The 25,723-nt window shown below is 59.9% G+C and carries 26 protein-coding genes and 1 tRNA gene; 14 read left to right on the top strand and 13 right to left on the bottom strand.

The genetic code is table 11. The features are described from left to right. Positions 1-54: 54 nt before the first annotated feature. Positions 55-1,776 carry a methyl-accepting chemotaxis protein gene (locus tag VIN96_RS11470; protein ID WP_331896329.1) on the bottom strand — a complete coding sequence of 574 codons (1,722 nt, stop codon included), beginning with the start codon at positions 1,774-1,776 and terminating at the stop codon, positions 55-57. A gap of 172 nt (positions 1,777-1,948) precedes the next feature. After that, positions 1,949-2,830, bottom strand: coding sequence for a radical SAM protein (locus VIN96_RS11465; RefSeq protein ID WP_331896327.1), 882 nt, complete (start codon positions 2,828-2,830; stop codon positions 1,949-1,951). A 117-nt stretch (positions 2,831-2,947) separates the two neighbouring features. Here VIN96_RS11465 and VIN96_RS11460 point away from each other — a divergent pair, with 117 nt between their 5' ends. After that, entirely contained in the window at positions 2,948-4,372 is a 1,425-nt protein-coding gene (locus VIN96_RS11460; RefSeq protein WP_331896325.1) for a tetratricopeptide repeat protein, read from the top strand. Between the two features lie 24 nt (positions 4,373-4,396). Beyond that, complete coding sequence (locus tag VIN96_RS11455) at positions 4,397-5,869, top strand: tetratricopeptide repeat protein (protein ID WP_331896324.1); 1,473 nt, start codon at positions 4,397-4,399, stop codon at positions 5,867-5,869. 33 nt (positions 5,870-5,902) lie between these two features. Here the strand turns inward: VIN96_RS11455 and VIN96_RS11450 are convergent, their stop codons facing one another. Together VIN96_RS11450 and VIN96_RS11445 are read right to left on the bottom strand one after the other, a co-directional pair. After that, positions 5,903-6,589 carry an NrsF family protein gene (locus VIN96_RS11450; protein ID WP_331896322.1) on the bottom strand — a complete coding sequence of 229 codons (687 nt, stop codon included), beginning with the start codon at positions 6,587-6,589 and terminating at the stop codon, positions 5,903-5,905. A 7-nt stretch (positions 6,590-6,596) separates the two neighbouring features. Next, entirely contained in the window at positions 6,597-7,208 is a 612-nt protein-coding gene (locus VIN96_RS11445; RefSeq protein ID WP_331896320.1) for a sigma-70 family RNA polymerase sigma factor, read from the bottom strand. A gap of 184 nt (positions 7,209-7,392) precedes the next feature. On the opposite strand from VIN96_RS11445, the gene VIN96_RS11440 reads away from it, so the two are divergent. The 4 genes from VIN96_RS11440 to VIN96_RS11425 are packed head-to-tail and all read left to right on the top strand — an operon-like array spanning position 7,393 to position 9,843. After that, positions 7,393-7,659: a DUF2282 domain-containing protein gene (locus tag VIN96_RS11440; RefSeq protein ID WP_331896318.1), complete on the top strand. Its 267-nt coding sequence runs from the start codon at positions 7,393-7,395 to the stop codon at positions 7,657-7,659. Positions 7,660-7,673: 14 nt separating this feature from the next. After that, positions 7,674-8,585, top strand: a complete 912-nt coding sequence (locus tag VIN96_RS11435) for a DUF692 domain-containing protein (protein WP_331896316.1) — start codon at positions 7,674-7,676, stop codon at positions 8,583-8,585. Next, a complete protein-coding gene (locus VIN96_RS11430) occupies positions 8,569-9,357 on the top strand; it encodes a DNA-binding domain-containing protein (protein ID WP_331896314.1) in 789 nt (262 codons plus the stop codon). The genes VIN96_RS11435 and VIN96_RS11430 overlap by 17 nt, the downstream gene beginning before the upstream one ends. Positions 9,358-9,372: 15 nt before the next feature. Next, positions 9,373-9,843, top strand: a complete 471-nt coding sequence (locus VIN96_RS11425; RefSeq protein ID WP_331896312.1) for a DoxX family protein — start codon at positions 9,373-9,375, stop codon at positions 9,841-9,843. A gap of 10 nt (positions 9,844-9,853) precedes the next feature. On the opposite strand, the gene VIN96_RS11420 is transcribed toward VIN96_RS11425, so the two are convergent. Continuing rightward, a complete protein-coding gene (locus VIN96_RS11420) occupies positions 9,854-10,507 on the bottom strand; it encodes a pyridoxamine 5'-phosphate oxidase family protein (protein WP_331896311.1) in 654 nt (217 codons plus the stop codon). Between the two features lie 92 nt (positions 10,508-10,599). On the opposite strand from VIN96_RS11420, the gene VIN96_RS11415 reads away from it, so the two are divergent. Next, positions 10,600-12,027 (top strand): PLP-dependent aminotransferase family protein, encoded by a 1,428-nt coding sequence (locus VIN96_RS11415; RefSeq protein ID WP_331896310.1) that lies wholly within the window; start codon positions 10,600-10,602, stop codon positions 12,025-12,027. A gap of 66 nt (positions 12,028-12,093) precedes the next feature. On the opposite strand, the gene VIN96_RS11410 is transcribed toward VIN96_RS11415, so the two are convergent. Continuing rightward, positions 12,094-12,170 (bottom strand) — tRNA-Arg (locus VIN96_RS11410). A 460-nt stretch (positions 12,171-12,630) separates the two neighbouring features. Between VIN96_RS11410 and VIN96_RS11405 the strand changes: the two genes are divergently transcribed. The 3 genes from VIN96_RS11405 to VIN96_RS11395 all read left to right on the top strand — a co-directional run bounded on the left by VIN96_RS11405 (position 12,631) and on the right by VIN96_RS11395 (position 16,611). Beyond that, on the top strand, positions 12,631-13,644 hold the full coding sequence (locus VIN96_RS11405; RefSeq protein WP_331896308.1) for a hypothetical protein: 1,014 nt from the start codon (positions 12,631-12,633) through the stop codon (positions 13,642-13,644). A 427-nt stretch (positions 13,645-14,071) separates the two neighbouring features. Further along, entirely contained in the window at positions 14,072-15,376 is a 1,305-nt protein-coding gene (locus VIN96_RS11400) for an OmpP1/FadL family transporter (protein ID WP_331896306.1), read from the top strand. Positions 15,377-15,477: 101 nt separating this feature from the next. Continuing rightward, a complete protein-coding gene (locus VIN96_RS11395) occupies positions 15,478-16,611 on the top strand; it encodes a PQQ-dependent sugar dehydrogenase (RefSeq protein ID WP_331896304.1) in 1,134 nt (377 codons plus the stop codon). On the opposite strand, the gene VIN96_RS11390 is transcribed toward VIN96_RS11395, so the two are convergent. From VIN96_RS11390 to VIN96_RS11360, 7 genes are all read right to left on the bottom strand, one after another. After that, positions 16,596-17,024 (bottom strand): YqaA family protein, encoded by a 429-nt coding sequence (locus tag VIN96_RS11390; RefSeq protein ID WP_331896302.1) that lies wholly within the window; start codon positions 17,022-17,024, stop codon positions 16,596-16,598. The two genes, VIN96_RS11395 and VIN96_RS11390, sit on opposite strands and share 16 nt — an antisense overlap. Before the next feature lie 18 nt (positions 17,025-17,042). Next, positions 17,043-17,903 (bottom strand): pantoate--beta-alanine ligase, encoded by an 861-nt coding sequence (gene panC / locus VIN96_RS11385; protein ID WP_331896300.1) that lies wholly within the window; start codon positions 17,901-17,903, stop codon positions 17,043-17,045. A gap of 17 nt (positions 17,904-17,920) precedes the next feature. Further along, positions 17,921-18,781 (bottom strand): 3-methyl-2-oxobutanoate hydroxymethyltransferase, encoded by an 861-nt coding sequence (gene panB, locus VIN96_RS11380; protein WP_331896298.1) that lies wholly within the window; start codon positions 18,779-18,781, stop codon positions 17,921-17,923. Between the two features lie 105 nt (positions 18,782-18,886). Beyond that, entirely contained in the window at positions 18,887-19,678 is a 792-nt protein-coding gene (locus VIN96_RS11375; RefSeq protein WP_331896297.1) for a methyltransferase domain-containing protein, read from the bottom strand. Beyond that, positions 19,675-20,559: a DUF4405 domain-containing protein gene (locus VIN96_RS11370; RefSeq protein WP_331896295.1), complete on the bottom strand. Its 885-nt coding sequence runs from the start codon at positions 20,557-20,559 to the stop codon at positions 19,675-19,677. The genes VIN96_RS11375 and VIN96_RS11370 overlap by 4 nt, the downstream gene beginning before the upstream one ends. Positions 20,560-20,648: 89 nt before the next feature. Continuing rightward, a complete protein-coding gene (locus VIN96_RS11365; protein WP_331896294.1) occupies positions 20,649-22,079 on the bottom strand; it encodes a dihydrolipoyl dehydrogenase family protein in 1,431 nt (476 codons plus the stop codon). Continuing rightward, a complete protein-coding gene (locus VIN96_RS11360) occupies positions 22,076-22,816 on the bottom strand; it encodes a TVP38/TMEM64 family protein (RefSeq protein WP_331896293.1) in 741 nt (246 codons plus the stop codon). Before VIN96_RS11360 ends, VIN96_RS11365 begins: the two co-directional genes overlap by 4 nt. Positions 22,817-23,040: 224 nt before the next feature. Here VIN96_RS11360 and rpmH point away from each other — a divergent pair, with 224 nt between their 5' ends. The 4 genes from rpmH to yidC all read left to right on the top strand — a co-directional run bounded on the left by rpmH (position 23,041) and on the right by yidC (position 25,723). Then, positions 23,041-23,175, top strand: a complete 135-nt coding sequence (rpmH, locus tag VIN96_RS11355) for a 50S ribosomal protein L34 (protein WP_331896291.1) — start codon at positions 23,041-23,043, stop codon at positions 23,173-23,175. Positions 23,176-23,186: 11 nt separating this feature from the next. Then, positions 23,187-23,603, top strand: a complete 417-nt coding sequence (rnpA, locus tag VIN96_RS11350; RefSeq protein WP_331896290.1) for a ribonuclease P protein component — start codon at positions 23,187-23,189, stop codon at positions 23,601-23,603. Further along, positions 23,600-23,902, top strand: a complete 303-nt coding sequence (gene yidD / locus VIN96_RS11345) for a membrane protein insertion efficiency factor YidD (protein ID WP_331896289.1) — start codon at positions 23,600-23,602, stop codon at positions 23,900-23,902. Before rnpA ends, yidD begins: the two co-directional genes overlap by 4 nt. 63 nt (positions 23,903-23,965) lie before the next feature. Then, the gene (gene yidC, locus VIN96_RS11340; protein ID WP_331896288.1) at positions 23,966-25,723 is read left to right on the top strand and encodes a membrane protein insertase YidC; all 1,758 of its coding nucleotides are present in this window, start codon (positions 23,966-23,968) and stop codon (positions 25,721-25,723) included.

Below are 25,723 nucleotides of genomic sequence, written 5' to 3'. Positions count from 1 at the left end.
ACGGGCGCTCCCTATCGGCAGCGCCCGTTTTTTTCGTTATACATGTTCGGCGACTTAGCCGCGAATGGTGGCGAGGAAGTTGTTCACTTCACCATTGAGCTGATCGGATTGGCGTCCCAGCTCGACCGCCGCGTCGAGAATTTGCGACGCCGAGCTTCCGGTCTCCGACGCCGCCTGGGTCACCTGGGCGATGTTGGAAGAGACCTCTTGGGTGCCGGTCGCAGCCTGTTCGACATTGCGGGCGATTTCCTGGGTCGCCGCGCCTTGCTCCTCGACCGCCGCCGCGATCGCCGAGGTGATCTCGTTAATCTGGTTGATGATGCCGCCGATCGAGCCGATGGCCTGCACCGCGTCCTGGGTCGCGCCCTGGATGCCGCCGATCTGGTTGGAGATTTCCTCGGTCGCCTTGGCGGTCTGGTTAGCAAGATTCTTGACCTCGGATGCCACCACGGCGAAGCCTTTTCCCGCTTCGCCAGCGCGCGCCGCTTCGATGGTCGCGTTCAAAGCTAACAGGTTGGTTTGGTCGGCGATATCGGTGATCAACGCCACCACTTCGCCGATCTTGTTGGCCGCATCGGCCAGGCCTTGGACCTTTTGATTGGCGCCGTCGACTTCGGCCACCGCCGCGCCCGCAACCTGAGTGGACTGAGAGACCTGACGCGAGATCTCGGAAATCGAACTCGACAGCTCTTCCGCCGCCGAAGCCACCGTCTGCACGTTGGCGGATGCTTGTTCCGCCGCAGCCGCCACGTTGGTGGCCTGATGGCTGGTTTGATCGGCCGTGCCAGAAACGGAACGCGCCGTAGATTGCATTTCCTTGGCCGCCGCCGACACGGTTTCGACCACGGCGCCGACACTGGTTTCAAACTGTTCGGCCATGCGCATGCGTTCCGCACGGCGTTGTTCAACCTGCGCGGCTTCGGCGGCTTTCTGTTCGCGTTCGCGCTTTTCAGCCTCGCCCAGCGCGACCTTGGTTTCCATCAACGCGCGGGCCACGGTACCGAATTCATCGGTACGCTGGCAATTGAGGCACGAAGCCGCTTCATATTCATGGTTCGAAATCTGCTCGATATCCGCCAGCAACCCTTCGATGGAACCTTTGATCAAGGTAAACAGGTAGATCGCCGCGGCCAAACCAATCACCACACCGATGGCGGTGAGGATCATGTTGAGCTGTGCCACGCCTTCAAGGCTCGCCTGCACATCGTGAATCGAGTGTTGGAGTCCCTCCAATCGCGCATTTGTGGCTTCTTCGACCTTGAGCGTCAGGGCATCCATGTTTTCGCCCATGGTTCCCGCGACGGCATCGAAGTTGCCCATCATCACGTTACCGGCTTCAGGACCTTCCGCGACATAAATTTCGCCCATTTTTACGCCGGTTTCGTAATACGGGCCGAACGCGGCCTGGGCGGCATCAAGCGCCGAGACGATTTCCGTCAACCCAAGGCTGGTCGCCAATTGGCGCGCTTTGGCAACATCCTCGGTAAATTTCTGGGCATAATTGGCGGCTTCGGTGAAGCCGTCGTCAAATCCCGGCAAACCGCGGGTCGCGGAAATATCGGAAATCCATTGCTGAACCTGAACCACATCCAGCTTGATGTCTTTGATCAGCACCATCAGCGGGATGGCCTCATGCGCCACAACGTTGGAGCTGTCCTCGGTCAGTTCGAGTTTTGGCAGCTGTGCGTTCAAGTTGACCAGCGTCACGGTCGCAGCGCCCGCAAAAACCAACAAAATGACGGCAAGAACGGCTATCAAGCGCGCTTTAATGGACATTTATATTCTCCCCCACAAGACTTCAATGGTCATGTATCGTTTGCTTTTCGTTGCGATCACCTTCCCCCGAGGCATCCGTTCACCGCAACACAGCTAATGCATTCACCTTTATCATAGTTTTTTTCGCGATACCACTTCTCCAGATCCTCGCGTTTTTTTGTGGCAAGCGGAATCACAACCCCCGCAAATGCTTTGGCCTGAGCCCCCCGCTTCCACCCTGAACGGCGCGGACCTGCGCCAATAAAGATGCCGTATCGCGCGGCAAATTGCCCGCCAACGGCAACGCATTAGACGCGTGGTTGGAGCGGAAGATCACCGCCTTGGGCGGATCAAGTAATTCCAAAAGGTACGCCAATTCGGCCAAGATCGCATCGTCGTCTTGCCATTCGAACCCGACTTCGCCCGCATCGTTGGCAGCATCGAACGCTTGGCGAAAGCGCGGTTCCTGGTCGCTTTCCAAACCCAACTGCAAGGTCGAAAGAAATTTAGGCGGAGCGCGGTTGATCAATGCCGCCGTGCCTTCGATGTGTTCGCGCCAATGCGCTTTGCCGCCAAGGCCGAGGATCACCGTCGCCGATACCTTGATTCCGGCGTTTTCAGCCGCAACGAGGGCTTTTTCCATCAATTTGGCGGAACCTTTGCGGATCCGCCGGAGCATCTTGTCGGAGCCGCTTTCGATCCCCAAATAAACCATGCTCAAGCGCTTTTCACGCAACCGGATCAAATCCTCGGGCGACTTTTTTGTTAGATTTTGCGGCGTGGCGTAACACGTCACCCGCTGTAAATCGGGAAACGTCGCGATCAGTTTATCGAGAATTTGCGCCAAGTCGTCCGTCGGCAGCACCAAGGCGTCACCGTCGGCGAGAAAGACACGCGTCGCATCGGGCCAATCGCAGGCGGCATCTTCGATATCGGCGAATACTTCGTCGAGCGGCCGCGCGCGATAATCCTTGTGCTTATACATGGTGCAAAACGTGCACGCATTGAAGCTGCACCCCAGCGTCGCTTGGATGATGAAGTTGGAGCCCTCGGAAGGGGGGCGCCACAGCGGCATATCGTATACAATCATAAAAGGGAATGTAATGCGTCCAGCCCAAACTTTCCATGGCCGCTTTCCCTTGAACATCAGCCGCTTACATCGGATACTCCGCCAAGGAGACGAGTTCTTGAGATGACGACGCAAGAAAACACCAAACCAGGCGCCCCCGCGACGCAGCCCACCGCACGCAACGAGCAAGCGGATGAGGCGCGGCGCGTCTATGAGCTTGCGCTGGAGCATCACCGCGCCGGTCGTCTCGATATCGCCATCAAGGAATACGCCCGCGTACTCAAGCTCGCCCCCAGTGCGCCGGAGGTTTACAACAACCTCGGCGTCGCGTTGCGCAGCGCCGGACGCCCCGAAGCGGCGGTGGCGTGTTACCGCAGATCGCTCGGTATCCGCCCGGGCGCGGCCAATGCCTACACCAACCTGGGCAACGCCTTGCGCGACCTCGGCGAAACCACGCGCGCCGTCGAAGCGCATCGGCGCGCCGTCAAACACGGTCCGAAATCGCCCAAGGCGCTCTACAATGCCGGACTAGCCTTTCGCGAAGGCGGCCTCAGCAAAGTGGCGCTGGAACATTTCGAACGCGCCATCAAGCTGGAGCCGACCTATGCACTGTGCCGGGTGGAACGCGCCATCACGCTGTTGCAGATGGGCGAGTGGCAGCGCGGCTTTAAAGAGCTGGAAATCCGGTTCGCCCTTCCCGGGCGCGATCCGCGCCGCAAAGACATCGAAAACTGGAACGGATCGGCGCTGCAAGGGCGCGCCATCTTGGTCAATTACGAAGGCGACGAAGGCACCGTCATCCAGTTTGCACGGTTCGCCGCCGTACTCAAACGCGGCGGTGCAAAAGTGGTGATGGAATGTCCGCCGCATCTCAAACACCTGTTGTCGTCATCGCCCGACATCGATGAAATCATCAGCGTCGGCGCCGATGCACCCGGCGTCGACGTGCAGGTGCCGCTGCTCAGCCTGCCTGCACGGCTCGGTACTTTGGTCGACACCGTGCCCGAAGAAACACCCTATCTGCCGGTTCCGCGGATCGGCTCATCGCGTTTGGACATTCATCCAGAAACGCGCCTCGCCATCGGGTTTGCATGGTCGGCGAATTGGGACGGTCGCGCCGCCAAGGGGCCCAAGCGCCACGGCGACATGATGCTGGACGACTTCACCGAGTTGGCCGGCATCCCCGGCTTGCAGCTGTTTTCATTGGAACGCGGCGCGGGCGCGGGCGACATCGCGCGCCTGGGTTTTCAGCCGTTGATCGAACAGACCGGACAAACCCTGATGGACGCCGCCGATTTGGCATCGGCCATCGATCAATTGGATCTGGTGATATGCAGTCATTCGGTCGCTGCCCATATCGCCGGCGCGCTGGGCAAGCCGGTGTGGATGCTGCTCGACGTCGGTGCGGATTGGAGCTGGCTGCTGGATCGCGAGGACAGCCCGTGGTATCCCAGCATGCGCATCTTCCGCCGCACCGCCGATGAACCTTGGAGCGCCACGGTCACCAGAGTACGCCAAGCGTTGATGGATGTGCTTAAAGGCGGCTGATGAGCCTTTTGAACGAGAACGAACATGAGCGACACGCCACAAGACCCGAACCGCTCGACCGTCCCCGACGAGGTCCCAACCCAAGGGCCCGTTGAGCCGGATACCGCCCCGGCGAAAAAGCCAGGGCTGTTTTCGCGCCTGTTTGGCCGCGCCGCAACCGGCGCGGAATTGGAAATCGCCATCGCCCCGTTCGTCGACATCGCCGGGGTCGATCATGCCCGCAGCCTCAGCGCGGTGTTTGCCGATTTGGATGGCGTGCGCACCAAGCATCTGCGCGAAAAGCCTATTCTGACGCCAGAATCGCCACGCGCCGAACATCTGCCCGCCGCCTGCGGCCAAGCCATGCACTGGGTCAGCAAGTTCAACGCCGATCTAGTGTTGTGGGGCGACGTTCCGCCGCCGGGCACCACGCTCTACATCCACTTCGCCGCGCCGCCGCCGGTCGACGAGGATCCGGCCGGAACCATTTCACCGTTCCAAGCCCTGACCCTACCAGTGGGTTTCGATCCCGAGGATTTAGGTGCGCTGTTGTTGGCTGCGGCGCTGGCGGCGATGAACCCCAAAAGCGACGCCAAACGCCAAAGCCGCCGCAGCCTGGTGGCGGAAGCCCTGGAGCACGCGGCGGAAGCGATCGAGCGCATTCCGTCCGACTTCACCACCCGTGAGCAGGCGTCCATCCAAGCGATGTTCGCCAACTCTCTGGCGTCGTTCGGTCATTTGTTCCCCGGCACCGAGGTCTATCATCGCGCCTCGCTGGCCTACACCAAGGCCATCAAAGGTACGTTGCGGTCCGAAAGTCCCACCAACTGGGCCTATCTGCAGCGCAATCTGGGCACCGTGCTACAGGCATTGGGCGAACGCACCGACGATGTCGATACGCTTGATCAGGCTGCCGCCGCCTATCGCGCCGCGTTGGAAGTCTTCAGCCTCGAAGCGACACCGTTTCCGTGGGCGACCACGCAAAACCGCCTTGGCGAGGTGCTCTACCGCCTCGACAGCAAAAGCGGCGACACCAAGGGCCTCAAGGAAGCACTGGTCATTTATCAAGGCGCGCTCAAGGTTCTGACCAAACGCTCCATGCCGTTGCTGTGGAGCGAGACCATGAACAATCTCGGCCAAGCCGCACAGATGCTGGGCCGTGAACTGAACAATGAAGACGTGCTAGAGCGCGCGGTCACGGCCTACAAACAAGCGCTGCTGATCCGCAAACGCGATACCCAGCCGACCTTGTGGGCCGCAACGCAAAACAACATGGGCAGTGCGCTGTTCATTTTAGGCCGCATGACCAACGCGGATAAATATTTCGAAGAGGCGCTCAATGCCTTCATGGGCGCGCGCGAGGTCTACACCTCCTTGGGCCTGACCCGCATGGTCGAAATCACCGAAAAGAACATCGCCCACGCCGAAGAACGACTTCCCGACGGCGCCGGCAAAGGCGCACAAAAAGACGCATCCATGTGGTGGCTGGAAGAAGAAGACCCGGCGCAAAAAAGCTGACGGGAAAAAGCCGATCTGGGCGTGCGACGCGCTTTATTTCGCCCAGCGCGACCAAAAGGCGCTGATCAGCGACGACAGGCCCAGGAACGTCACCGTCGCGATCAGCTGCCACATCAACAGCATCACCGTGGCATCGGGGGGATGGAACAAACGCAAGCCAACCGCGCCCAGCGCCGAGGCCGCCAACACCGCCAAACCGACGGTCAGGGTCGGCGACGTCAAAAGGCCGCGCTTGAGCAAGATCACCATCACCAGCGCCGGGGCCGCGCCGGTCGCCACCACGGACGGATAGCACGTCCAATGCGGCGCGAAGGAGAACTGATCGGGCCCCACCTGTTCGAACAACTGCCAGCAGCTTTCGGTGATCAACGCCAACCAGACGAAAAACGGCGCCACCGGCAGCATCCAGACTTTCTGGCTACGGCCCGGCTGACTGCTGGACAGCGCCGCATAGCCCGCTGTCACCGCCGTCAACAAGATCGCCGCCAATTCAGACAAGCTGCGCATGGTGGTGAGGCGTTCGACCGCCAATTGGAAGGATTGCCGTTCTTCAAAGACCAAGGCGAACGATTGTTGTTCGACCAGGGCACCCAAAATCAGCGACACCGGTAACGCCATCGCCACCCAACCCAACAACCGCTTGCCCGGAGACGGCAAACGCTTTACCGGCGTCAGGTCCTGGGACAAGGAAGCGATTAAGTTTTCGGTCGACGTGCTCATATTTTTCTTACCGTTCCGCTTTCGGAGCCATTTCGGCGCGTAGACTTTTGAGTGCCCGGTGCATCGCCACTTTCAGCGCGGCAACGGACATGCCGCTGGCTTCGGATGCCTCTTTAAGGCTCATTTCACGCAATTTCAACAGTTCCACTGCGGTGCGTTGCCCGGCGGGCAACGTCTCGAGGGCCCGGTTGAGATCATCGCCAGACGCAAAAACAAGATCATCCTCAGGAAGGATATTCGTTTCGTCCGACAAAAAGGTTTCAGGATATTCGTCCACCAGCGTTTCCCGCGCGCCTTGACGGTAGATCGTACGCAACGCATCGATGGTGCGGCGCTGGGCGATGGTGCCGATCCATGGCTTGAACGCCAAATTGGGATCATAGGTGTGTCGGTTTTTGTGCACCGACAACAATACGTCTTGCACCACATCTTCGATTTTATCGGGATCATTGATGCGTTTGCCGACGATGGCGCGCACGAAAGGCACCACCGCGCCGAGTAACTTTTGATACGCCGCCGCGTCGCCGTCTTGCGCCAGCGTCATCCATTCCGACCACTGGCGATCTTGTTCCGCCTTAGGGTCGAACTTCGGATCGGGCGTATTGAGAGACTCCGTCATACTTTTCCGATACGCGCTTTTTCGCTGAATCGAGCCGTCTTTGCTCGGCGTCAAAAAAAATGTGTAACCCCATCGGGCTTGGCAACGAACTGGTTGGGGAAGGGCACGAAACGACGTGTCCAGATCTTAGGCCCCGACCCTAAATGGGTCCCCAACCAAGTCAATCTTATTTTAGGAGGATTACATGTCCGTTAAATCCATCAGCAAAACCCCGCTGCTCGCCGCCGCCATGGCCGTCGCCCTGTCCACCGCCGCCGTGCAGCAAGCCAGCGCCGCGGAAATGGAAATGGAAAAGTGCTACGGCGTCGCCAAAGCCGGTCACAACGATTGCCAGACCGCAAACTCGTCGTGCGCCGGCACGTCGAAAATGGACGGCCAAAAAGACGCCTTCGTCGCCGTGCCCAAAGGCACCTGCGCGAAGATCGCCGGCGGTTCCACGAAGTCTATGTAAAAGGGATGCGCGAGATGACCAATTTGGCTCACACCGCGCACCGTCTTGCCAGCCCGATTTCGGCCGCGTCACTACCCGCGCAGTCCGGAATCGGGCTCAAGGCGCAACACTATAAAGATATCCATGACCGCAATCCCGATATCGGTTGGCTGGAAGTACACAGTGAAAATTACATGTGCGCGGGCGGCCCCACCAAAGCGTGGCTGAACGCCATGCGTGACCGCTATCCGCTGTCGCTGCACGGCGTCGGCTTGTCGCTCGGCAGTGCCGGGCCGTTGGACAAAACGCACCTGAAGCGACTGGTCGAGCTTGAGCGCCGCATCGAACCCGGCTCGGTATCCGAACATTTGTCGTGGAGCATCGCCGACGGCATTTACCTCAATGACCTGATCGCCCTGCCCTATACCGAAGAAGCTCTCGAAATTTTCTCGACCCACGTGGTTGAAATGCAAGATGCGCTCAAACGCCGGGTGCTGATCGAAAACCCGTCGTCGTACCTGCGCTACGAACACTCGGTCATTTCCGAACCCGAATTCCTGCTCAACGTCATCGACAAAAGCGATTGCGCGGTGCTGCTCGACGTCAACAACGTCTATGTCAGCGCCATGAACCACGGGTTCGACCCGATCGCCTATGTCGATCAAATTCCCGCCGACGCCATCGGCGAAATTCACCTCGGTGGCCACAGCGAGGTAGCTTTCGATGACCGCATCCTGCGCATCGACGATCATGGCTCGCAGGTCTGCGACGCGGTTTGGGCTCTTTATGAGCACGTTATCAAACGTACGGGCCCCAAGCCGACCTTGATCGAGTGGGACAGCAATATCCCCGAACTCGACGTGCTGCTCGATGAAGCCGCCAAGGCCGACCGCATTCTGGCGCGCGCCAGCGCAACCGAAGAGGTTCGCCATGCCGCCCTTGTCTGATCGTTTGTCCGATCTGCAAAGCGCGCTGCGCGACGTGTCGTTGGGCGGCGATGCCGGTGGGTTGGCCGCCGCCATCATCGGCGACGGCTTTGCGCCCGAACAGCGCCTCAACGTGCATCGCAACAACACCACCATCTTGCTGAGCGATGCCTTGGGCGGGACCTATTCGGTGGTCAAAAAATTGGTCGGCGAGGAATTTTTCGACGCCGTCGCGCGCCTCTACGTGCGCGCCCAACCACCGCGTTCGCCGTGCCTGTTCGAATACGGTGAAGGGTTCGGCGATTTTCTCGCCACGATGCCCTCTGTCGCCGAATTGCCGTATCTGCCCGACGTGGCAAAATTGGAATGGGCTTGGAACACCGCGTTTCACGCTGCCGACGCCCCGGCCCTGAGCGCCGTCGCCCTGACCGGCGTGGCCCCGGATATCTGCGGCGATTTGGTTTTTACGCCGCACCCGAGCGTGCAGTTGGTCCGATCGCCTTACCCCATCAAGGAAATCTGGGACATCAACCAATGCAACGCCGATCCGGATGCGATGGTCGACCTCGACGAAGGAGGGCAAGCGCTGGCGGTGCTGCGCCCGAAAGCAACCGTCGAAATGGTCGAGCTTTCCCCAGCCGGGTTCGTTTTGGCCGAACGCCTAGTCGCCGGCGACAGGCTGGAGGGCGCTTTCGCCGCCGCCCAAACCGTCATGCCAAACTTCGATCCCGCCGCGACTTTGGCGGTGTTGCTCGGCGTCGGCGCATTTTGCAGTTTTACTTTGAAATCTTAAAAAGGAACTCTCGCCATGCCCGCTCTTTCCGGCTTGTATTGCCGCGCCGTGCAACGTCTCAAAGCAATCCCTGACGGCCTGATGGTGCTGATGGCGCGGGTTGGCTTGGGCGCGTTTTTTGTGCGCGCCGGACAAACCAAAGTGGACGGCGATTTCAATCTCACCGACACCACCTTGTATCTGTTTCGCGAAGAATACAAAGTCCCCCTGCTGTCGCCCGAAGTCGCCGCCTACACGGCGACCGCCGCGGAACACGTACTCGGCGCGCTGTTGATCGTCGGCTTGGCGACCCGCTTGTCGGCGTTGGGACTGCTGGGCATGACGCTGGTGATCCAGGTGTTCGTCTACCCAGGCAGTTGGCCCGACCATTTGTTGTGGGCGGCGGTGCTGATGTTCATTTTGGCCCGCGGTCCGGGCTGGCTGGCCGCCGATCGCGGACTGTGCAAAATCACCGGCCACACCTGCGCCGTTTCCCCACAGCCGTGAGCGGTTGATCTCACCCCAATGTAAACGCTTTGACGTGCGCGGGCATTTCGACGCCCGCCACGTTGCGCGGATCGGGGACCGGATCGCCGACAATGTACCGGACCGGCAGCACGCCCGCCCAGATCGGCAGGGCGTAGTCTTCTTCATCGTCGCACACGCCGTCGTCGCGGATCTTGGCCGAGGCCTCGTCGATCGGCATGGACAGCACCGTCGTCGCTTTGGCTTCCTGCGCGGTCATGGGCCGCAACAGGGCGCTGCGTCCGGGATAAAGCTTGTCGATGAACGCGTTCAGACTTGCCGCTTTGCGGTCGGGGTCGTCGACGATCGTCGGGCGGCCATAAATCATCACCGACCGAAAGTTCGCCGAGTGGTGCATGGCCGAGCGCGCCAACACCATGCCGTCCAACAGCGACACCGTCAGACAGACATCCCGATCTTGTGACGCACGAATGCCCCGGCTGGCCGCCGAGCCGTGCCAGTAGACGTGATTGCCTTCGCGCCATTGAAACGTCGGGATCACCACCGGCTTACCGTCCAGCACGAAGCCGACGTGGCACAGCGCCATCGCGTCCAAAATCGCATGGATGGTTTTGCGGTCGAAGCTGCCGCGCTGGTGCAGGCGGCGCAACCGGGTGCGCTCGGTTACGGTCAATTCGTCGTTCATCGAAGCTCTCCTCGTGCAGATGACGATTGACCCATACGAAAATATTGGCATCTTTGAAATGTCCAAAAATATATTTATTAATAGGTCCAATTTTGCCAGATCACCCCCTCATCGGCCTGTCCCTCGACCCGAACGCACCCACGGCGATGTTCGCGCAGATCTATGACGCCTTGCGCCAGCGTATCGTGTGCGGTGAAATCGGTGCGGGCCGACGCTTGCCGCCATCGCGCAGTTTTGCCGAAGAATTGGGTGTGTCGCGCACCACCGTCGTCACCGCTTACGACCAGTTGATTGCCGAAGGCTTTGCCGAGGGGCGCACTGGTTCGGGCGTTTACGTCAGCGACATCGGTACGGTCGAAATCGCACCCGCCCCTCAACCACGCTCCGTCGCCGAGACGCCTGCCCTTGCGCAACCGTCTGCCTTGCGCCCCTTTCATCCCGGCCATCCGGATATGCGCTTATTTCCTCACCGCCAATGGGGACAGTGCTTGGCGCGCGTGGCACGCACCGATCCGCAGGCCTTGGCGATCCAGACTGATCCGTTCGGCGATCTTTTGTTGCGCACCGCCATTGCCGATTACCTCGCCGAATGGCGGGCGATGAAAGTTTCGCCCGAACAAATTTTGATCACCGCAGGGGCCAGCGACGCCCTCGAAATCTGTGTACGCACCCTGGCCCAACCGGGAGATTCGGTCGCTTTGGAAAATCCCGGCTACCGGGTGCTGCGGGCACTGATTCAAAGTCTCGGCCTGCAAACCATCTGGCTGGATGTGGATGAACACGGCGCGCAACTGCCAACCGCAACGCCGGTGCCATTGATGAGCGTGCTGACCCCGTCGTCGCAATATCCCCTCGGCGGTGCGATGCCGTTGGCGCGGCGGCGCGATTTTTTGGCCTGGAGCGAACATCATGGCGGTTGGATCGTCGAAGACGATTACGACAGCGAGTTTCGCTACGGTGGGCGCCCGATTCCCGCCTTGTCCAGTTTCGACAATCATGGCCGCACGCTTTATATCGGCAGCTTTTCGAAAGTTTTTTCCGATACCTTGCGGCTGGGCTTTTTGGTGATGCCCCGCCACCTCATCCCGAACATCGGCGCGACCTTGGCGCGGTTTGGCTCAAAAGCGTCCCTGATCGGCCAACGCCCGTTGGGCGTGTTCATGCAAGACGGTGGGTTTTATCGCCATATCCGGCGCATGCGCCGCATCTATGCGGAACGCCGCCGCGTCTTGATCGGATTGTTCCGCGATCATTTCATTGATGAGCGGGTGCAGTGGCGCGATCATCACAGCGGCATGCACTTGGTCGTGCATCTGCCGTCCGATTGCGACGACGTCGAAATCGCGGCGCGCGCCACTGACGCAGGCCTGTCGTGCCCGGCACTATCGACCTACTGCGCGGGGGCACACCCAAGACGCGGTTTGTTGCTCGGATTTTGCGGTTTCGACGCGCCTGCGCTGCAAGACGCTATGCCGAAACTGGCACGAATCGTCATGGACGCCTTAAACCGGATACCGTGATCGGGGCAAAAAACAAAAGCCTCAGAGCTCAAAACCGCGCGGCGGCCGATCTCTGAGGCTTGTTTTTGGCGGACCCTGAGCGATTCGAACGCCCGACCTTCTGATTCGTAGTCAGATGCTCTATCCAGCTGAGCTAAGGGTCCTTAGGTGCGTCACCGCCTTGCAGCGGAAGCGGGCGGAACCTACTCCAGCCCTGCCCGGTTGGCAAGGGGTAACGTCACAGTTTTTTTCAACTTTATGAACCAAGTTAAAAGCCCGCTATTTACAAATGCGCATAAAGCCTTGGCAATTATCGAAATCCGTCCTTGCCGCAGCTTTGGGCATTGAGTAAGATCGCTGCAAAAATCGCTGTGAGACATGTTATTCAAACGCTTTGAAGGACTTGCTTCACTCTGTGGGGGATGATCTTTTTTAGACTCCGACTCTTAGGTTCCAAGTTAAAGGCGAACGCGCGAAATGGATTTTTCGAAGTTCCGGGCAATGATCGTAGGGGCCGCTTTTCTGCTGCCGGCCTGCTCGTTTTCTGAATCAGCCCTGTGGCCTTCTTTGACAGGCGAAGACCCGACGGCGGAAACTCCGCCTCAGGCCACCATGCCCGCATCGATGGCTCAGACCACGCAGACCGAGGCAATCGATGGCGCTGGTTCGCCGCCGCCGCAACTCGGCACCACGGATTTCCGGCCTGTCGGCGTTACGCCAGGACAAGACACCGGGACCTTCGTCGGCCGCAAGGTCGCCGAACTGAGGGCCGAGCTGCAGCGCCTGCAAGACCAGGTCAGCACCCACAATGCTCAACTGCAAACGCAGCGTGCCGAAATGGTCGCCAGCGCGCAGAACTACCACAACACGGTCGCGGCGGTGAATTCCCGCCTTCAGGTCGGCACCACGCCGGGCAACCCGATTTTGGTGCAACAGTTCAACACCGCGCAAACTTCGTTGGATAACCTCAACGTCGGTATCGCCGCGATGAATAAGCTGGCCACCGCGGTGGCGGGCATGTCGACCATGTCGTCGTATCTGGCCGAATCGACCCGCGCGGCCTTTGGCGTGTCGGGCGCGGTGGACGAAGACCATCGCCAATTGACGATTTTGCAAGACGAAGTCGACCAGACTGTTGTTTTGATCGAACGCCTGCTTAAAGAATCCACCGACGACATCCGTCGTCAAAGCAGCTACGTGGCTTCCGAACGCTCCAACCTGAACACGCTCGCCGCCGGCATCAAAACCGGCGAAATTTATGGTGCGAGCCTGTCCAACGTGGCGCAAAGCGCCGCTGGCCCCGGCCCCGTTGCAGGCAAGCCGATGGATACGTCCGGTCGCCGCCCGCTGGTTGTGATTCGCTTTGATCGCGACAAGGTTCCCTATCAACAGGCTCTTTACAATGCCGTGGGTAAGGTTCTCGAACGTCGCCCCAACGCCGCGTTCGACCTGGTCGCCGTGGCGCCTGCATCGGGCGGCCCCGCGCGGGTAGCGTTGAATTCCACCAAAGCCCGTCGCCACGCCGAAGACGTGCTGCGCTCGCTTGTGGAAATGGGCCTGCCGCCCGCACGTGTCGCCGTGTCCGGCAAAACCGCTTCCAGCGCATCGACCAACGAGGTTCATCTCTATCTGCGTTAAGAGGTTTGCAACCGACAATCAAAAGCGCCGACCACTCATCCGGTCGGCGTTTTTTTTCGGCGCAAACTCGCTCCGATAGATCATCGATAATTTAACATTAGAAAATGTGAATTTAACAAAATCACCCTAAAAATGATCGAGGTGAGCCAATCACCTTTCGATTCGGTCAGTTTCGCAATGTTGCACATTGGCAACACATTAGAAAAATCCATTACAGTGCTACATAGATACTACTCATAATCTAATAAAATCCGTTAGATTTCTGACACATTCTGCTGAACAGGATTTATGGTCGGTTATATTGACGATGAACACCTGGATCAAATTGCACTTATTGATCTATACTCAGCACGCACCACAAACGTAACGATGCCGGCCCGACCGTGGGCTCAGCCACGAAGACCGGCACCAAGGGGGAATACATAATATGAAGAGCAACTTTAAGCTGACCCTACTGTCAGGTGTTGCCGCAGCCGCCGTAGTCATGGCATTTGCAGGTACGGCCAGCGCCACCAACGGCTATTTTTCCAACGCCTACGGCACCAAAGCCAAAGGTATGGCCGGCGCAGGCATGGCTATGCCGCAAGATACCCAAGCCGCGATGAACAACCCTGCCGGCATGAAAAAAATCGGCAACAAGGTTGAGGGCGCTGTGGCCATCTTCTCGCCGCTTCGCAAATATTCGACTGCAGGCGCTGCCGCCACGAACTTCATGAACGACAACGACCAGAAGAGCAGCAACAACATCTTCTACGTCCCGAGCTTCGGCGTGAACTGGGACATGGGCGATTATTCCCTCGGCGTGACGCTGTCGGCCAACGGCGGCATGAACACGGATTATGCCACCAACGTCTTCACCGGCGGCACCAGCGGCCGTACCGGCATCGATCTTGCACAGGCTTTCTTGGGCTTAACCTACGCCCACCAGATCGACAGCATCCACTCCATCGGCATCACCCCGACCTTTGCCGCTCAGCGGTTCAAGGCAACGGGTCTGCAAGGCTTTGGTTCGATCTCTTCGGATAACACCAAACTGACCGACAATGGATACGATTATTCCTACGGTTACGGTGTGCGTTTGGGCTGGTTGGGTGAAATCAACGACAAGCTGACCTTGGGCGCCATGGCTCAAACGAAAATGTACATGCAGAAGTTCGACAAGTACGCCGGTCTGTTTGCTGAAAAGGGTGATTTCGACATTCCCCCGACCGTCAGCTTCGGTGGGTCTTACAAAGTTGACGACAAGTTGACGATGGCCGTCGACCTGCAGCGCATTTTCTACAGCACGGTGCCCTCGATCGCGAACAGCCACAACATCTCGGTTGCGTCGTTCCACACCGGTGCCGGTGGTAAGATCGGTAACAACTCGCTTGGTAACAGCCAGGGTATCGGCTTCGGCTGGCAGAACATGGACGTTGTTAAACTTGGCGGACAGTACAAGTACAGTGACGATCTCGACCTGCGCGCTGGCATCAGCCACAACTCGGCGGCGTTCTCCCAACACGAAACGCTGTTCAACATCCTTGCCCCGGCCGTTGTGAACACGCACGTCAGCGTTGGCGGCACCTACGACATGGCCCCGAACCTGGCTCTGTCGATGTCCTACACCCACGCGTTCAACGCCAACATCACCGGCGTCAACGTCAACCACATCTTTGGTGGCGCAGCTGCTCCGATCGATCTGCAAATGAAGCAGCACGATTTCGAAGTCGGCATCAGCTACGATTTCTAAGTTCGCTTAGAAATCTATCCAATGAAAACTGCCCATGGCTCGGTCCATGGGCAGTTTTTTTGTGGATTGCATGGCTGGCGGACAACGGGCAAAATTCGGCCATGGATTTGATCGCAACCATCTGGCGCAAAGCCCGCCCGAAGCGATTGCTGATGGGCGTCATACTGTCCGTTTGTGCCTTGTCTGGGCATGCCGCCCACGCCGCCTATGGCCTGAAGCTGCCGCCCAATTTTTCCATTTCCGTGTTCGCCAAAGCCCCAGCAGCGCGCTCTCTGGCGTTGGCCGAAGATTTGGGCGTGCTGTTCGTCAGCACCCGCCACGACACCGTATACGCCGTCCCGCTGAGCGATGACGACGACCTGCGCCCCACGTATCCGGTGTTGCGCGGTCTGACGTCGCCCAACGGCATTGCGTGGAAGGACGGCTACCTCTACGTCGTCGAACAGCACCGCGTGACCCGCTACCACGTGCCGTCCATCGATGCGCTGACCGACGCCCAACCCGAAGTCCTGTTCGACGATCTGCCGGACAAGGACTGGCACGGCAACCGCTATATCCGCTTCGGCGCGGACGGCGCGCTTTATGTCGGCGTCGGCGCGCCGTGCAACGTGTGCAGCCTCAGCGGCTATGAAGGCGGCATCTTGAAATTCACCCCGGGACAGTGGGACAAGCCGGAACTCGTCGCCACCGGGGTGCGCAATACGGTCGGCATCGATTACCATCCCACCACCGGACAGATCTTTTTCACCGACAACGGCGCCGACGGCATGGGCGACGACAGCCCGCCCGATGAGCTGAACGCGATGGCCGCGCCCGGCGCACATTACGGGTTCCCCTGGTATGGCGGCGGTGAAGACCGCGCCCCGCATTTCCGGCTTTTGCCGGTGCCAAGCGGCATGATCCCGCCGGTGGTGCGCTTTCAGGCCCACGTCGCGCCCTTAGGACTGGATTTTTACGACGGGCGCATGTTTCCCGAAGAGTACCGCGGCGATGCCTTCGTCGCGCAGCATGGCTCGTGGAATCGCTCCAGCCCGGTGGGTTACTTGATCATGCGGGTGCGTTTCGACGATACGGGCCGGGTCGTCGGGCATGAACCGTTTATCGAAGGCTGGCTGCGGCCAAACGGCGACGTCACCGGCCGCCCGGTGGATTTGGAAGAACTGCCCGACGGTTCGCTGTTGATCAGCGACGATGCGGCGGGGCTGATTTACCGGGTCACCTACAAAAAGCCCTGAGCGATCGCCAGAACCACCACATAGCGCCCGCCCTTGGCAATCGTCACCAACAGCAAAAACACGCCCAGGTGGACCCGTAAAAAGCCCGCCGCGAAGGTGATGGGATCACCGATGATCGGCACCCAACTGAGCAGCAGCGACCACACGCCCCACTTAGCGAACCAAGCGTCGGCCTTGTCCAGATCATCGGATTTGAACGGAAACCATTTGCGGTCCTGCCAATGCAAGCACCACCGCCCGAGCACCCAGTTGACCAGCGCGCCGAGGGTGTTGCCCGCCGTGGCCACGGCCCACAGCAGCGCCGCGTCCAGCCCACCCGCGACGCTCAACCCCGCGAGCACGGCTTCGGACGAAAACGGCAAGATGGTCGCGGCGAGAAACGCCGACAGGAACAGGCCTACGTATCCATTCATGACGGAGAACCTAGCGCATTAAGATGCGCTGTCTACGGCAATATTGTCGATCAGCCGCGTGCGCCCCAATTTGGCCGCCGCCAAAACCCGCGCGGGGCGCTGGTCGTCATAGCGCTCCAAAGGCTGCAAGGTCGCAGCATCGACGATGGCGACATAATCCACCGGACCGAAGCCCAGCGCGCTCAACTCCCGCTCCGCCGCACGCGACAGCGCCTCGCCCGCGCCACCCGCGCGAAATTCGTTTGCCGTCCGGCGCAGCACGGCGTTGAGCTTGGGGGCGGTGAGACGCTCCGCCGCGCTGAGATAGGCATTGCGCGACGACAACGCCAGACCGTCGGCTTCGCGCACGGTGGGAACGCCTTCGATGATCGTGGGGATGCACAGGTCGCGGGCCAAGATTTTGATGACCTGAAGTTGCTGATAATCCTTTTCGCCGAAAAACGCACGGTCGGCCCCAGCCATCGACAACAATTTGGTCACCACCGTGGCGACGCCGGTGAAGTGGCCGGGTCGAAATGCGCCTTCCAGCACGCTGTCGAGGCCCGGCACATGGACTTCGGTCACACTACCGGGCGGATACATCTCATCGACCGTCGGCGCGAACAGCACGTGCGCGCCTTGGTTTTCGGCCAGACTGCGGTCGCGGTCTTCGTCGCGCGGATAGACGGAAAAATCTTCGCCTTCGCCGAACTGGGTGGGGTTGACGAACAACGTCACGATCACCCGGTCGCAGGCTTGCAGGGCGGTTTCGACCAGTCGCAAATGACCGCTGTGCAGGGCCCCCATGGTCGGCACCAAACCGACGCTGAGCCCAGCGTCACGCCAGGCGCGCACGGTGGCGCGAAGCTCTGCTACGGTGCGAAGAGTGGAGATCGTCATATCGGGCCCAATCGCGCTCAGCGATGGTCCTTTTTCTTTACGCCGAAACAGTGCTCATCGGATGGAAATGCGCCCGTGCGCACCTCTTCGGCGTACAAACGCGCCGCTTCGGCCAAACCCGCGCCAAGATCCATATACCGTTTGACGAATTTCGGTTTGAACTCGGTGAACAGTCCGGCCATGTCCTCGGTCACCAGAATCTGCCCGTCGCAAGCCGGTGAGCCGCCGATGCCGATGGTCGGCACGTCGATTTCGTCGGTGATACGGCGCGCAATCGGTTCCATGGTGCCTTCGACGACGATGGCGAACGCGCCCGCGTCGGCCAGCGCCTTGGCATCTTCGACGATTTTTTCCGCTTCCGCTTCACCGCGGCCTTGGGCTTTGAAACCACCTGCGGTGTTGACCGATTGGGGCATCAAACCAACGTGGCCGAGCACCGGAATGCCGCGCTCGGACAAGAATTTGACCGTCGCAGCCATTTCCACACCGCCTTCGATCTTGATTCCGGCGCAGCCCACTTCCTTCATGATGCGTGCGGCATTGCGAAAGGCGATTTCGGGGCTTTCCTGATACGAGCCGAACGGCATGTCGACGATCACGCACGAGCGCTTGGCGCCGCGCATCACCGCTTGGCCGTGGGCGATCATCATATCCATGGTCACGCCGACGGTGGTGTCGAGGCCATAGATCACCATGCCGAGGCTATCGCCCACCAGCAACAGATCGGTGTGCGCATCCAACAAACGCGCCGTCAACACGGTGTAAGCGGTCAGACACACCAGCGGCTCGGCCCCGTCGCGGCGCTTGCGCGCGCGGATGTCGGGCACGGTCAGCTTGCGCAACGCGCCTTCGATATCGATGGGTTTATGTGTGCTCATGTCGATTCCCAGATCTGATGGGCCTCTTTCGGGCCCGCCTCAGTTATGTTGCAATGCACAATATACGCTTAAACGCAGAAAATTGCAAAGCACCGCCTTAGTATATCAGGTCTTCGCGACAACCACGAACAACCTCTGAAAGGCAAATAAAGTCTTGCCGTCGGCGCGTTTGGGATAGGCGCGGCGCAGTTCGGCCCCCAGCGCATCCGTGAAGGCTTGGCGCATCTCGTCGTCCAAGGCTTCCGTCAGTGGTTTCAGCGCGGTCGACGAAATCCAGTTGAGCACCGCGTCGTCGCCATCCAGCACCTGGGTATAGGTGGTTTGCCAAATGTCGAGACTGGCGGCGTGAGGGCGCAACCAATCGTAATACGCCCCCGGATGCGCCACCGGTGCGGGGCGCAGCAACGGCGTCAAGGTCGCCGCCCACGGTCCTTCAGCCGCCACCTGACGCATCAACACATGGGACGGTTGGGCGAACTGATCGGGCATCTGCACCGCCAGCACGCCGCCGGGGTTGAGTTCCCCCATCAAACGCGGAAAGAGGTTTTCGTGATCATCCAGCCAGTGCAGCACCGCGTTGGAATAGATCAGGTCTTGCGTTTCGCCGGCGGCCCAGGTGCGCACGTCGGCCTGCCGCCACGTGACGGTGAGGTCCACATGGTCGGCCTTGGCGCGCGCCAGCATCTCGGCAGAGCTGTCCAGCGCAGTGATCTGCGCATCCGGCCAGCGGCGGCGCAAAAATGGCGTGACGTTGCCTGCGCCACAGCCGAGATCGGTGATCCGCGCCGCCTGCTCCAACCCCACCCGCGCCAGCAAATCCAGGGCTGGGCGCAGGCGCAGGTCTTCGAATTGCAAATACGTGCCGGGATCCCATGCCTGGGGGCTGGCTGCGCTCATGGGCGATAGCCTTCGATCAGCAAGATCTTCACCAGTTCGATGGCATCCAGATCATGCGCTTCGCCGATGGCTTTCATCTTGTCGACGGCTTTGCCTTTGACGCCCGCCATGGCTAGGCGGGCCTCGGCGGTGGCGACGTCTAATTTCAGCTCGGCGGCCATTTCGGCCAGAGTTTTGCGGCCGATGCCGGTTCCGGAAAATTGCGCCTCGACGTCTTCGGGTTTGAAGCTGGCCTTAAGCTTGGGGCGTTGTTCCAGCGGCTTGATCACCAAGTAAATCTGCATCGGGGTGATGGAATTGAGCGCCGCGATGTCTTTGAGCTTCATCTGCTGCTCGGGCACCTTGATGCCCGCAGCCTCCAATTCGGCAATTGCGGCTTTCAAGTCGATGCGCTGGCGTTGGGCGAACCCGGCCAAAGAGACCTCTTCGGCGTGACCGAACGGCGGTTCGTAATCGGCGGAAACGATCCAGCCTTCCTTGAAATAGTCACCGAGATCGAAAATCCAGTTGGCGGGCGGCAGATTGAAAATCGACAGCCCGAAAAACACCGCCGTAATGGCCAGCGAGCCGTAGACCGTGCGTTTGACGTGAACGTGACCCGCGGCGCGTTCGGCCATGTAATTTTTGAACGGCTTCCAGTTGTAGGCTAGGTGGGCCACGCCGACGACCACGAACACCACGGAAAAAATCACGTGTAGGTCGGTCCAACCGTCCTTGGTCAGCTCCCACAATTTCCAATTTACCCAGTATGCAATGCGCCCTTGCGGCACGATGTACAACACCACCCCGGTGACCGTGGCGATGATAAACGACCACGTCGTCACCAACGAGGTCATGGCGCGATAACTGGTTTTTTTGACGGGGGTTTTCTCAGCGTTCATGGCATCCTCCACGGACAAGTCCCACATTTACCGGGGATATCCAGTATATCAAGGACCTGTGACACAACGAAGAATTACCGTGTAACAGCCTAGAAACATTTCTGCAAAACGCCCACGATCTTGCGCATCCGCGGGCCGTACAAAAACGCCGTAAAATAGCCGCCCGCAGCGCGCTTGGAGATTTCTCCGAACGTTGGATAGGGTGCTATGGTTGATGCCATCGCGCCGATTTTCAGCCCTTGCTCCATGGCCAATACCCAAGGCTGGATCAAATCCCCCGCATGCGGGCCACAGATACCGGCACCGAGAATCTTACCCCGCGACGACAGCACGACCTTGATCAGCCCCTCGGTCTCGCGTTCCGCTTGGGCGCGATCGTTGTCCGCAAACGGCCACGTCAAAACTTTGACCCGCGCGCCGAAGCGTGTCCGCGCCTGGGCTTCGGTGAGCCCCGCCTGGGCCAGTTCGGGGTCGGTGTACGTGACCCACGGCACATGGTCGAGCTTGGTCCTTGATGGCCACTTGAACAGTACGTTGCGGATCACCACGCCGGCGTGATGGCTGGCGACGTGTGTGAATTGCAGCCCGCCCGCCACGTCGCCGATGGCAAAGATGCGTTTGTTGCTGGTGCGCAAGCGCGTGTCGACCTCGATCCCTTTGGGGGTGAAATTAACGCCCGCGTGCTCCAGCCCCAGTCCCATCACGTTGGGCTGGCGTCCGGCGGCCACCAACAGATGGGTGCCTTGGATCAGATGCTCGCGTCCATCCTCGTCGACGACGACCACTTCCGGCGCTTGAGCCGTGCCGCTCGTGCGCACCACCTGGGCGTCTTCGTGAATCACCACGCCATCTTCCAACAGCCGCATCCGCACTGTGCCGACCAGTTCGGGATCGTCGTTGGGCAGGATCTTGGCCATTTCCAACAGCGTCACCTCGGCACCCAAATGACGAAACGCCTGGGCCATTTCGCAGCCGATGGGACCGCCGCCGATGACAATCAAGTGATCCGGTATTTCTTTGAGATCGAATATGTTTTCGTTGGTGAGCAGGTTCAGATCATCGAGCCCGTCGATGGCCGGAATGCGCGGACTTGAACCCGTGGCGATGACAAATTTGCGCGCCACCACGCTCTCGCCCGCCGCCTCGACCGTATCGGGAGCGGTGAAGCGGGCGGCGCCTTGAATGACCGTGACGCCCAAGCTTTCGAACCGCTCGACACTGTCGTGGGGCGCGATCCGCGCGATCACGTCTTCGACGTGGGCAAAGACCTTTTTGCCGTTGGCGCCGACCTTGCCGGTCTTGATGCCGAAACGGTCCGCACGGCGTGCGCTTTCCGCCGCACGCCCCGCTGCCAGCAAAGCCTTGGACGGCACGCAGCCGGTGTTGAGGCAATCGCCGCCCATCTTGGCTTTTTCAATTAACACCACGCTGGCGCCCATTTGCGCCGCGCCCGCGGCGACCGACAATCCGCCGGACCCCGCGCCGATGACGCACAGATCGAAGACCACTGAATTGCTCATGACGCACCTTTCAGCTTTTGATAGGCAATCGGCACCAACGACAACGCCGCGAGAGCGAGGATCGGCAACAACACCGCAGGCTGAAAAATCACCCCCAAATCGGGCTCGCCGCCGCTGTCGAACACCGCCCCCAGCCCCGCGCCCACATGGGCGTAAACGAAGGTGCCGGGAATGATGCCCAGGAACGTCGCCACGACATACGTCCGCAAACGCACGTCCAGCAACGCCGGAACCAGATTAACCAGCCAGAACGGAAACAACGGCACCAGGCGCAACACCAACAGATAATTGAAGGCGTTTTCGCAAAATCCCGCTTCCATCTTCGCCAGCGCCGAACCGGCACGGGCGCGAAACAGGTCGGCAAAGGCATATCGCGCGGCCAAAAAAATCAAGGTTGCGCCGACGGTGGCGCTGAACACGACGTAAATCCCCGTCGCCCAACCGCCGAACACGAAGCCGCCCGCCAAGGTCAGCCACACCCCGCCCGGCAAGGAAAACCCGATCACCACCACATACGCCAGCATGAACACCACCACCGCGGCGACAGCATGCTGTTGGGCGTAATCCAATAAATCGGCGCGGTGACGCGCCAAGGCCTCGAAGCTCAGATAGTTGTGCGCGCCGCTGGCGAAAAAGGCGATCACCCCCACAAGCACCACCGCGATCGGCGCAAAACGCTTCAGGCCTTTGTCGCGCGGGCGTGGCAATTCGCCCCCATTTTGTCGGCTATCGACCATCTTTCCACCCCATTTCAGTGCCCATAGTCGTGAGTATAGCACCCTTAAAGCCCAGCCAATATGGAACGATCAGTTAAATAATTATCATGCCCGCCCAGCCAACACATTTGAAATGCAATGAAAACGCCGAAAAAAAAGCTGAGTGAAAAGACTCCCCAGCCGTTGACTTCCGGGCGCTGAGCCCGTATACACCGCACCTTGATTTCAGATAACGGAGACGTCACGTGAAACGCACGTATCAACCGAGCAAACTGGTTCGCAAACGCCGCCATGGCTTCCGTAGCCGCATGGCGACCGTTGGTGGCCGCCGCATCCTGGCCGCACGTCGCGCCAAGGGTCGCAAACGCCTGTCCGCTTAATTCCCGGTGACATGAGGCCCCGGATCGAGCGCCTAAAGACGCGCCCGGAATTTCTCCGGGTTGCGGCGACGCGTAAGAAGTGGGCCTCTCCTGGGTTAATCCTCCAGGTCAAAAGCCACCCGGCGGACGGTCTATCGGCCCGCACGGATGGCTTTTTGCGTGTTGGCTTCACGGTCAGCCGCAAGGTCGGAAATTCGGTCGCGCGCAATCGCGCCAAACGCCGGTTACGGGCCTTGGCCGCAGAAATTCTACCCCGCTGCTTGATTGGCGGCGATCAGGAGCCGAATTTGGCCGGGTACGACTTGGTGATCATCGGACGACGCGCGACATTGACCCGGCCTTACCCTAAGTTGGTCGACGATTTGTTGAAAGCGCTGCGCAAGATGGGCATCGCGGTCGACGCGCCACAACAAGAGGACGCACAATGAACCCGCTCGCATTTGTCATGCGCGCCTTGGTTTTGGGCTACAAGTGGATCATCTCACCGGTTCTGCCGGGGAGCTGCCGCTTCTATCCCACGTGCTCATCGTACACCCTGCAAGCCCTTGAGACCCACGGCGCGCTGAAAGGCGGCTGGCTGGGGCTGAAGCGCTTTGCCCGCTGCCATCCGTGGAACGACGGCGGGTTCGATCCCGTTCCGGGCACGGATATGCACACCCACGCACATCGGCACGACCATCACGGCACGTCAGGCGACATATGCTGCGGGGCGGACCCTAAAGCTTAACACGAAACGTATATAAAACGGGGCCAACGCCATTGCGCGGGCCACTGGGGACTGGACTTAAACATGGACAACCGCAATCTGATACTGGCGATCGTGCTCTCCGTCGCCATTCTGCTGGGCTTTGAGACGCTGTTTCCGTCCGCACCGCCGCAACCGGCGAACGTCGCGACGACGACCGGCCAGCCGAGCCCGGACGCGCCCCCGTCCACCGCCCCTCAGATGCCGGCGGCACCCCAGTCCACCGCCCAGCCCGGCGTGGCGCCCATGTCCGACGTGCCGGTTGTCGATGCCACGCAAAGTATCGAACAAATCCTCGGCCAAGGCGCGCGTGTGTCCATCACGTCGCCCAGCGTCACCGGCTCCATCGCTCTCAAGGGCGGGCGCATCGACGATTTGATTTTGAACGGCTACAACGAAACCTTGGACAAAGACAGCGCCAAGATCCGCCTGCTCAAGCCGCGCGGCACCGAAGACGCCTACTATGCCGAATACGGCTGGGTCGGCCAGAACGTCAAGCTGCCGGGCAACGACACGGTGTGGAGCGCCGACAAGGGCGTTTTGTCCCCCGCTGCTCCGGTGACGTTGAGCTGGGACAACGGCCAAGGCTTGATCTTCAAACGCATCATCGAAATCGACAAGGATTTCATGTTCACCATCACCCAGCGGGTTGAAAACCATTCCGCGCAGCCGGTGACGTTGAGCCCTTACGGCCTGGTGACGCGTTGGGGCACGCCGCAAGGGTCCGGTCTGTACATCCTGCACGAAGGTCCACTCGGTGTGTTCGACGGCACACTGAAAGAGGTTGGATACGACGACGTTCAATCCGATGGGGAAATGAAGATCCCCACCACCGGCGGCTGGCTTGGCTTTACCGACAAATACTGGCTGACGGCCTTGATCCCCGATCAGGCCAAAGCCGTGAACACGCGCATGCTGTATTCCAAATCCGGCGTGATTGAAAAATACCAAAGCGATTTCGCCGGCCAACAGATGGACGTGCAACCCGGCGCCAGCGCCGAAAACACCTCGCGCTTCTTCGCCGGCGCCAAGCGTGTCACGTTGCTCGACAGCTACGCTGAAAATCTCGGCATCGTGAATTTCGATCTGGCGGTCGATTTCGGCATGTTCTACTTCCTCACCAAGCCGATTTTCTATGGTCTGCACTATTTGCACGGTGTCCTGGGTAACTTCGGCATCGCCATCTTGCTGCTCACCGTGGCGATCAAGGCGGTTTTGTTCCCGCTGGCCAACAAGTCCTACGTTGCGATGAGCAAAATGAAGAAACTGCAGCCGGAAATCAAAAAGCTGCAGGAACGCTTCAAAGAAGACAAAATGCGCCTGAACCAGGAAATGATGGCGCTGTACAAGAAGGAAAAGGCCAACCCGGCGGCGGGTTGCTTGCCGATCTTGGTGCAGATCCCAATTTTCTTCGCGCTCTACAAGGTGCTGTTGGTCACCATCGAAATGCGCCACGCGCCGTTTTTCGGCTGGATTCAAGATCTCTCGGCGAAGGACCCCGCCAGCGTCTGGACGCTGTTCGGTCTGGTCGATTGGAACTACCTCGCCTACATCCCCGGGCCCATCGACATCGGCATCTGGCCGATCATCATGGGCTTCACCATGTGGCTGCAACAGCGCCTGAACCCCCAGCCCACCGACCCGGTGCAGGCCAAGGTGTTCATGTACCTGCCGTTCATCTTCACCTTCTTGCTGGCATCGTTCTCCGCCGGTTTGGTGATCTACTGGGCCTGGAACAACACGCTGAGCATCTTGCAGCAGTGGCTGATCATGCGCCGCATGGGCGTAAAGGTGGGGGACTAA

Origin of the sequence: Magnetovibrio sp. (genome assembly GCF_036568125.1) — a bacterium.
Classification (GTDB): Bacteria; Pseudomonadota; Alphaproteobacteria; order Rhodospirillales; family Magnetovibrionaceae; genus Magnetovibrio.
Note: the sequence above shows the minus strand (reverse complement) of the source record. Positions and strands in the feature narration are given on the sequence as shown.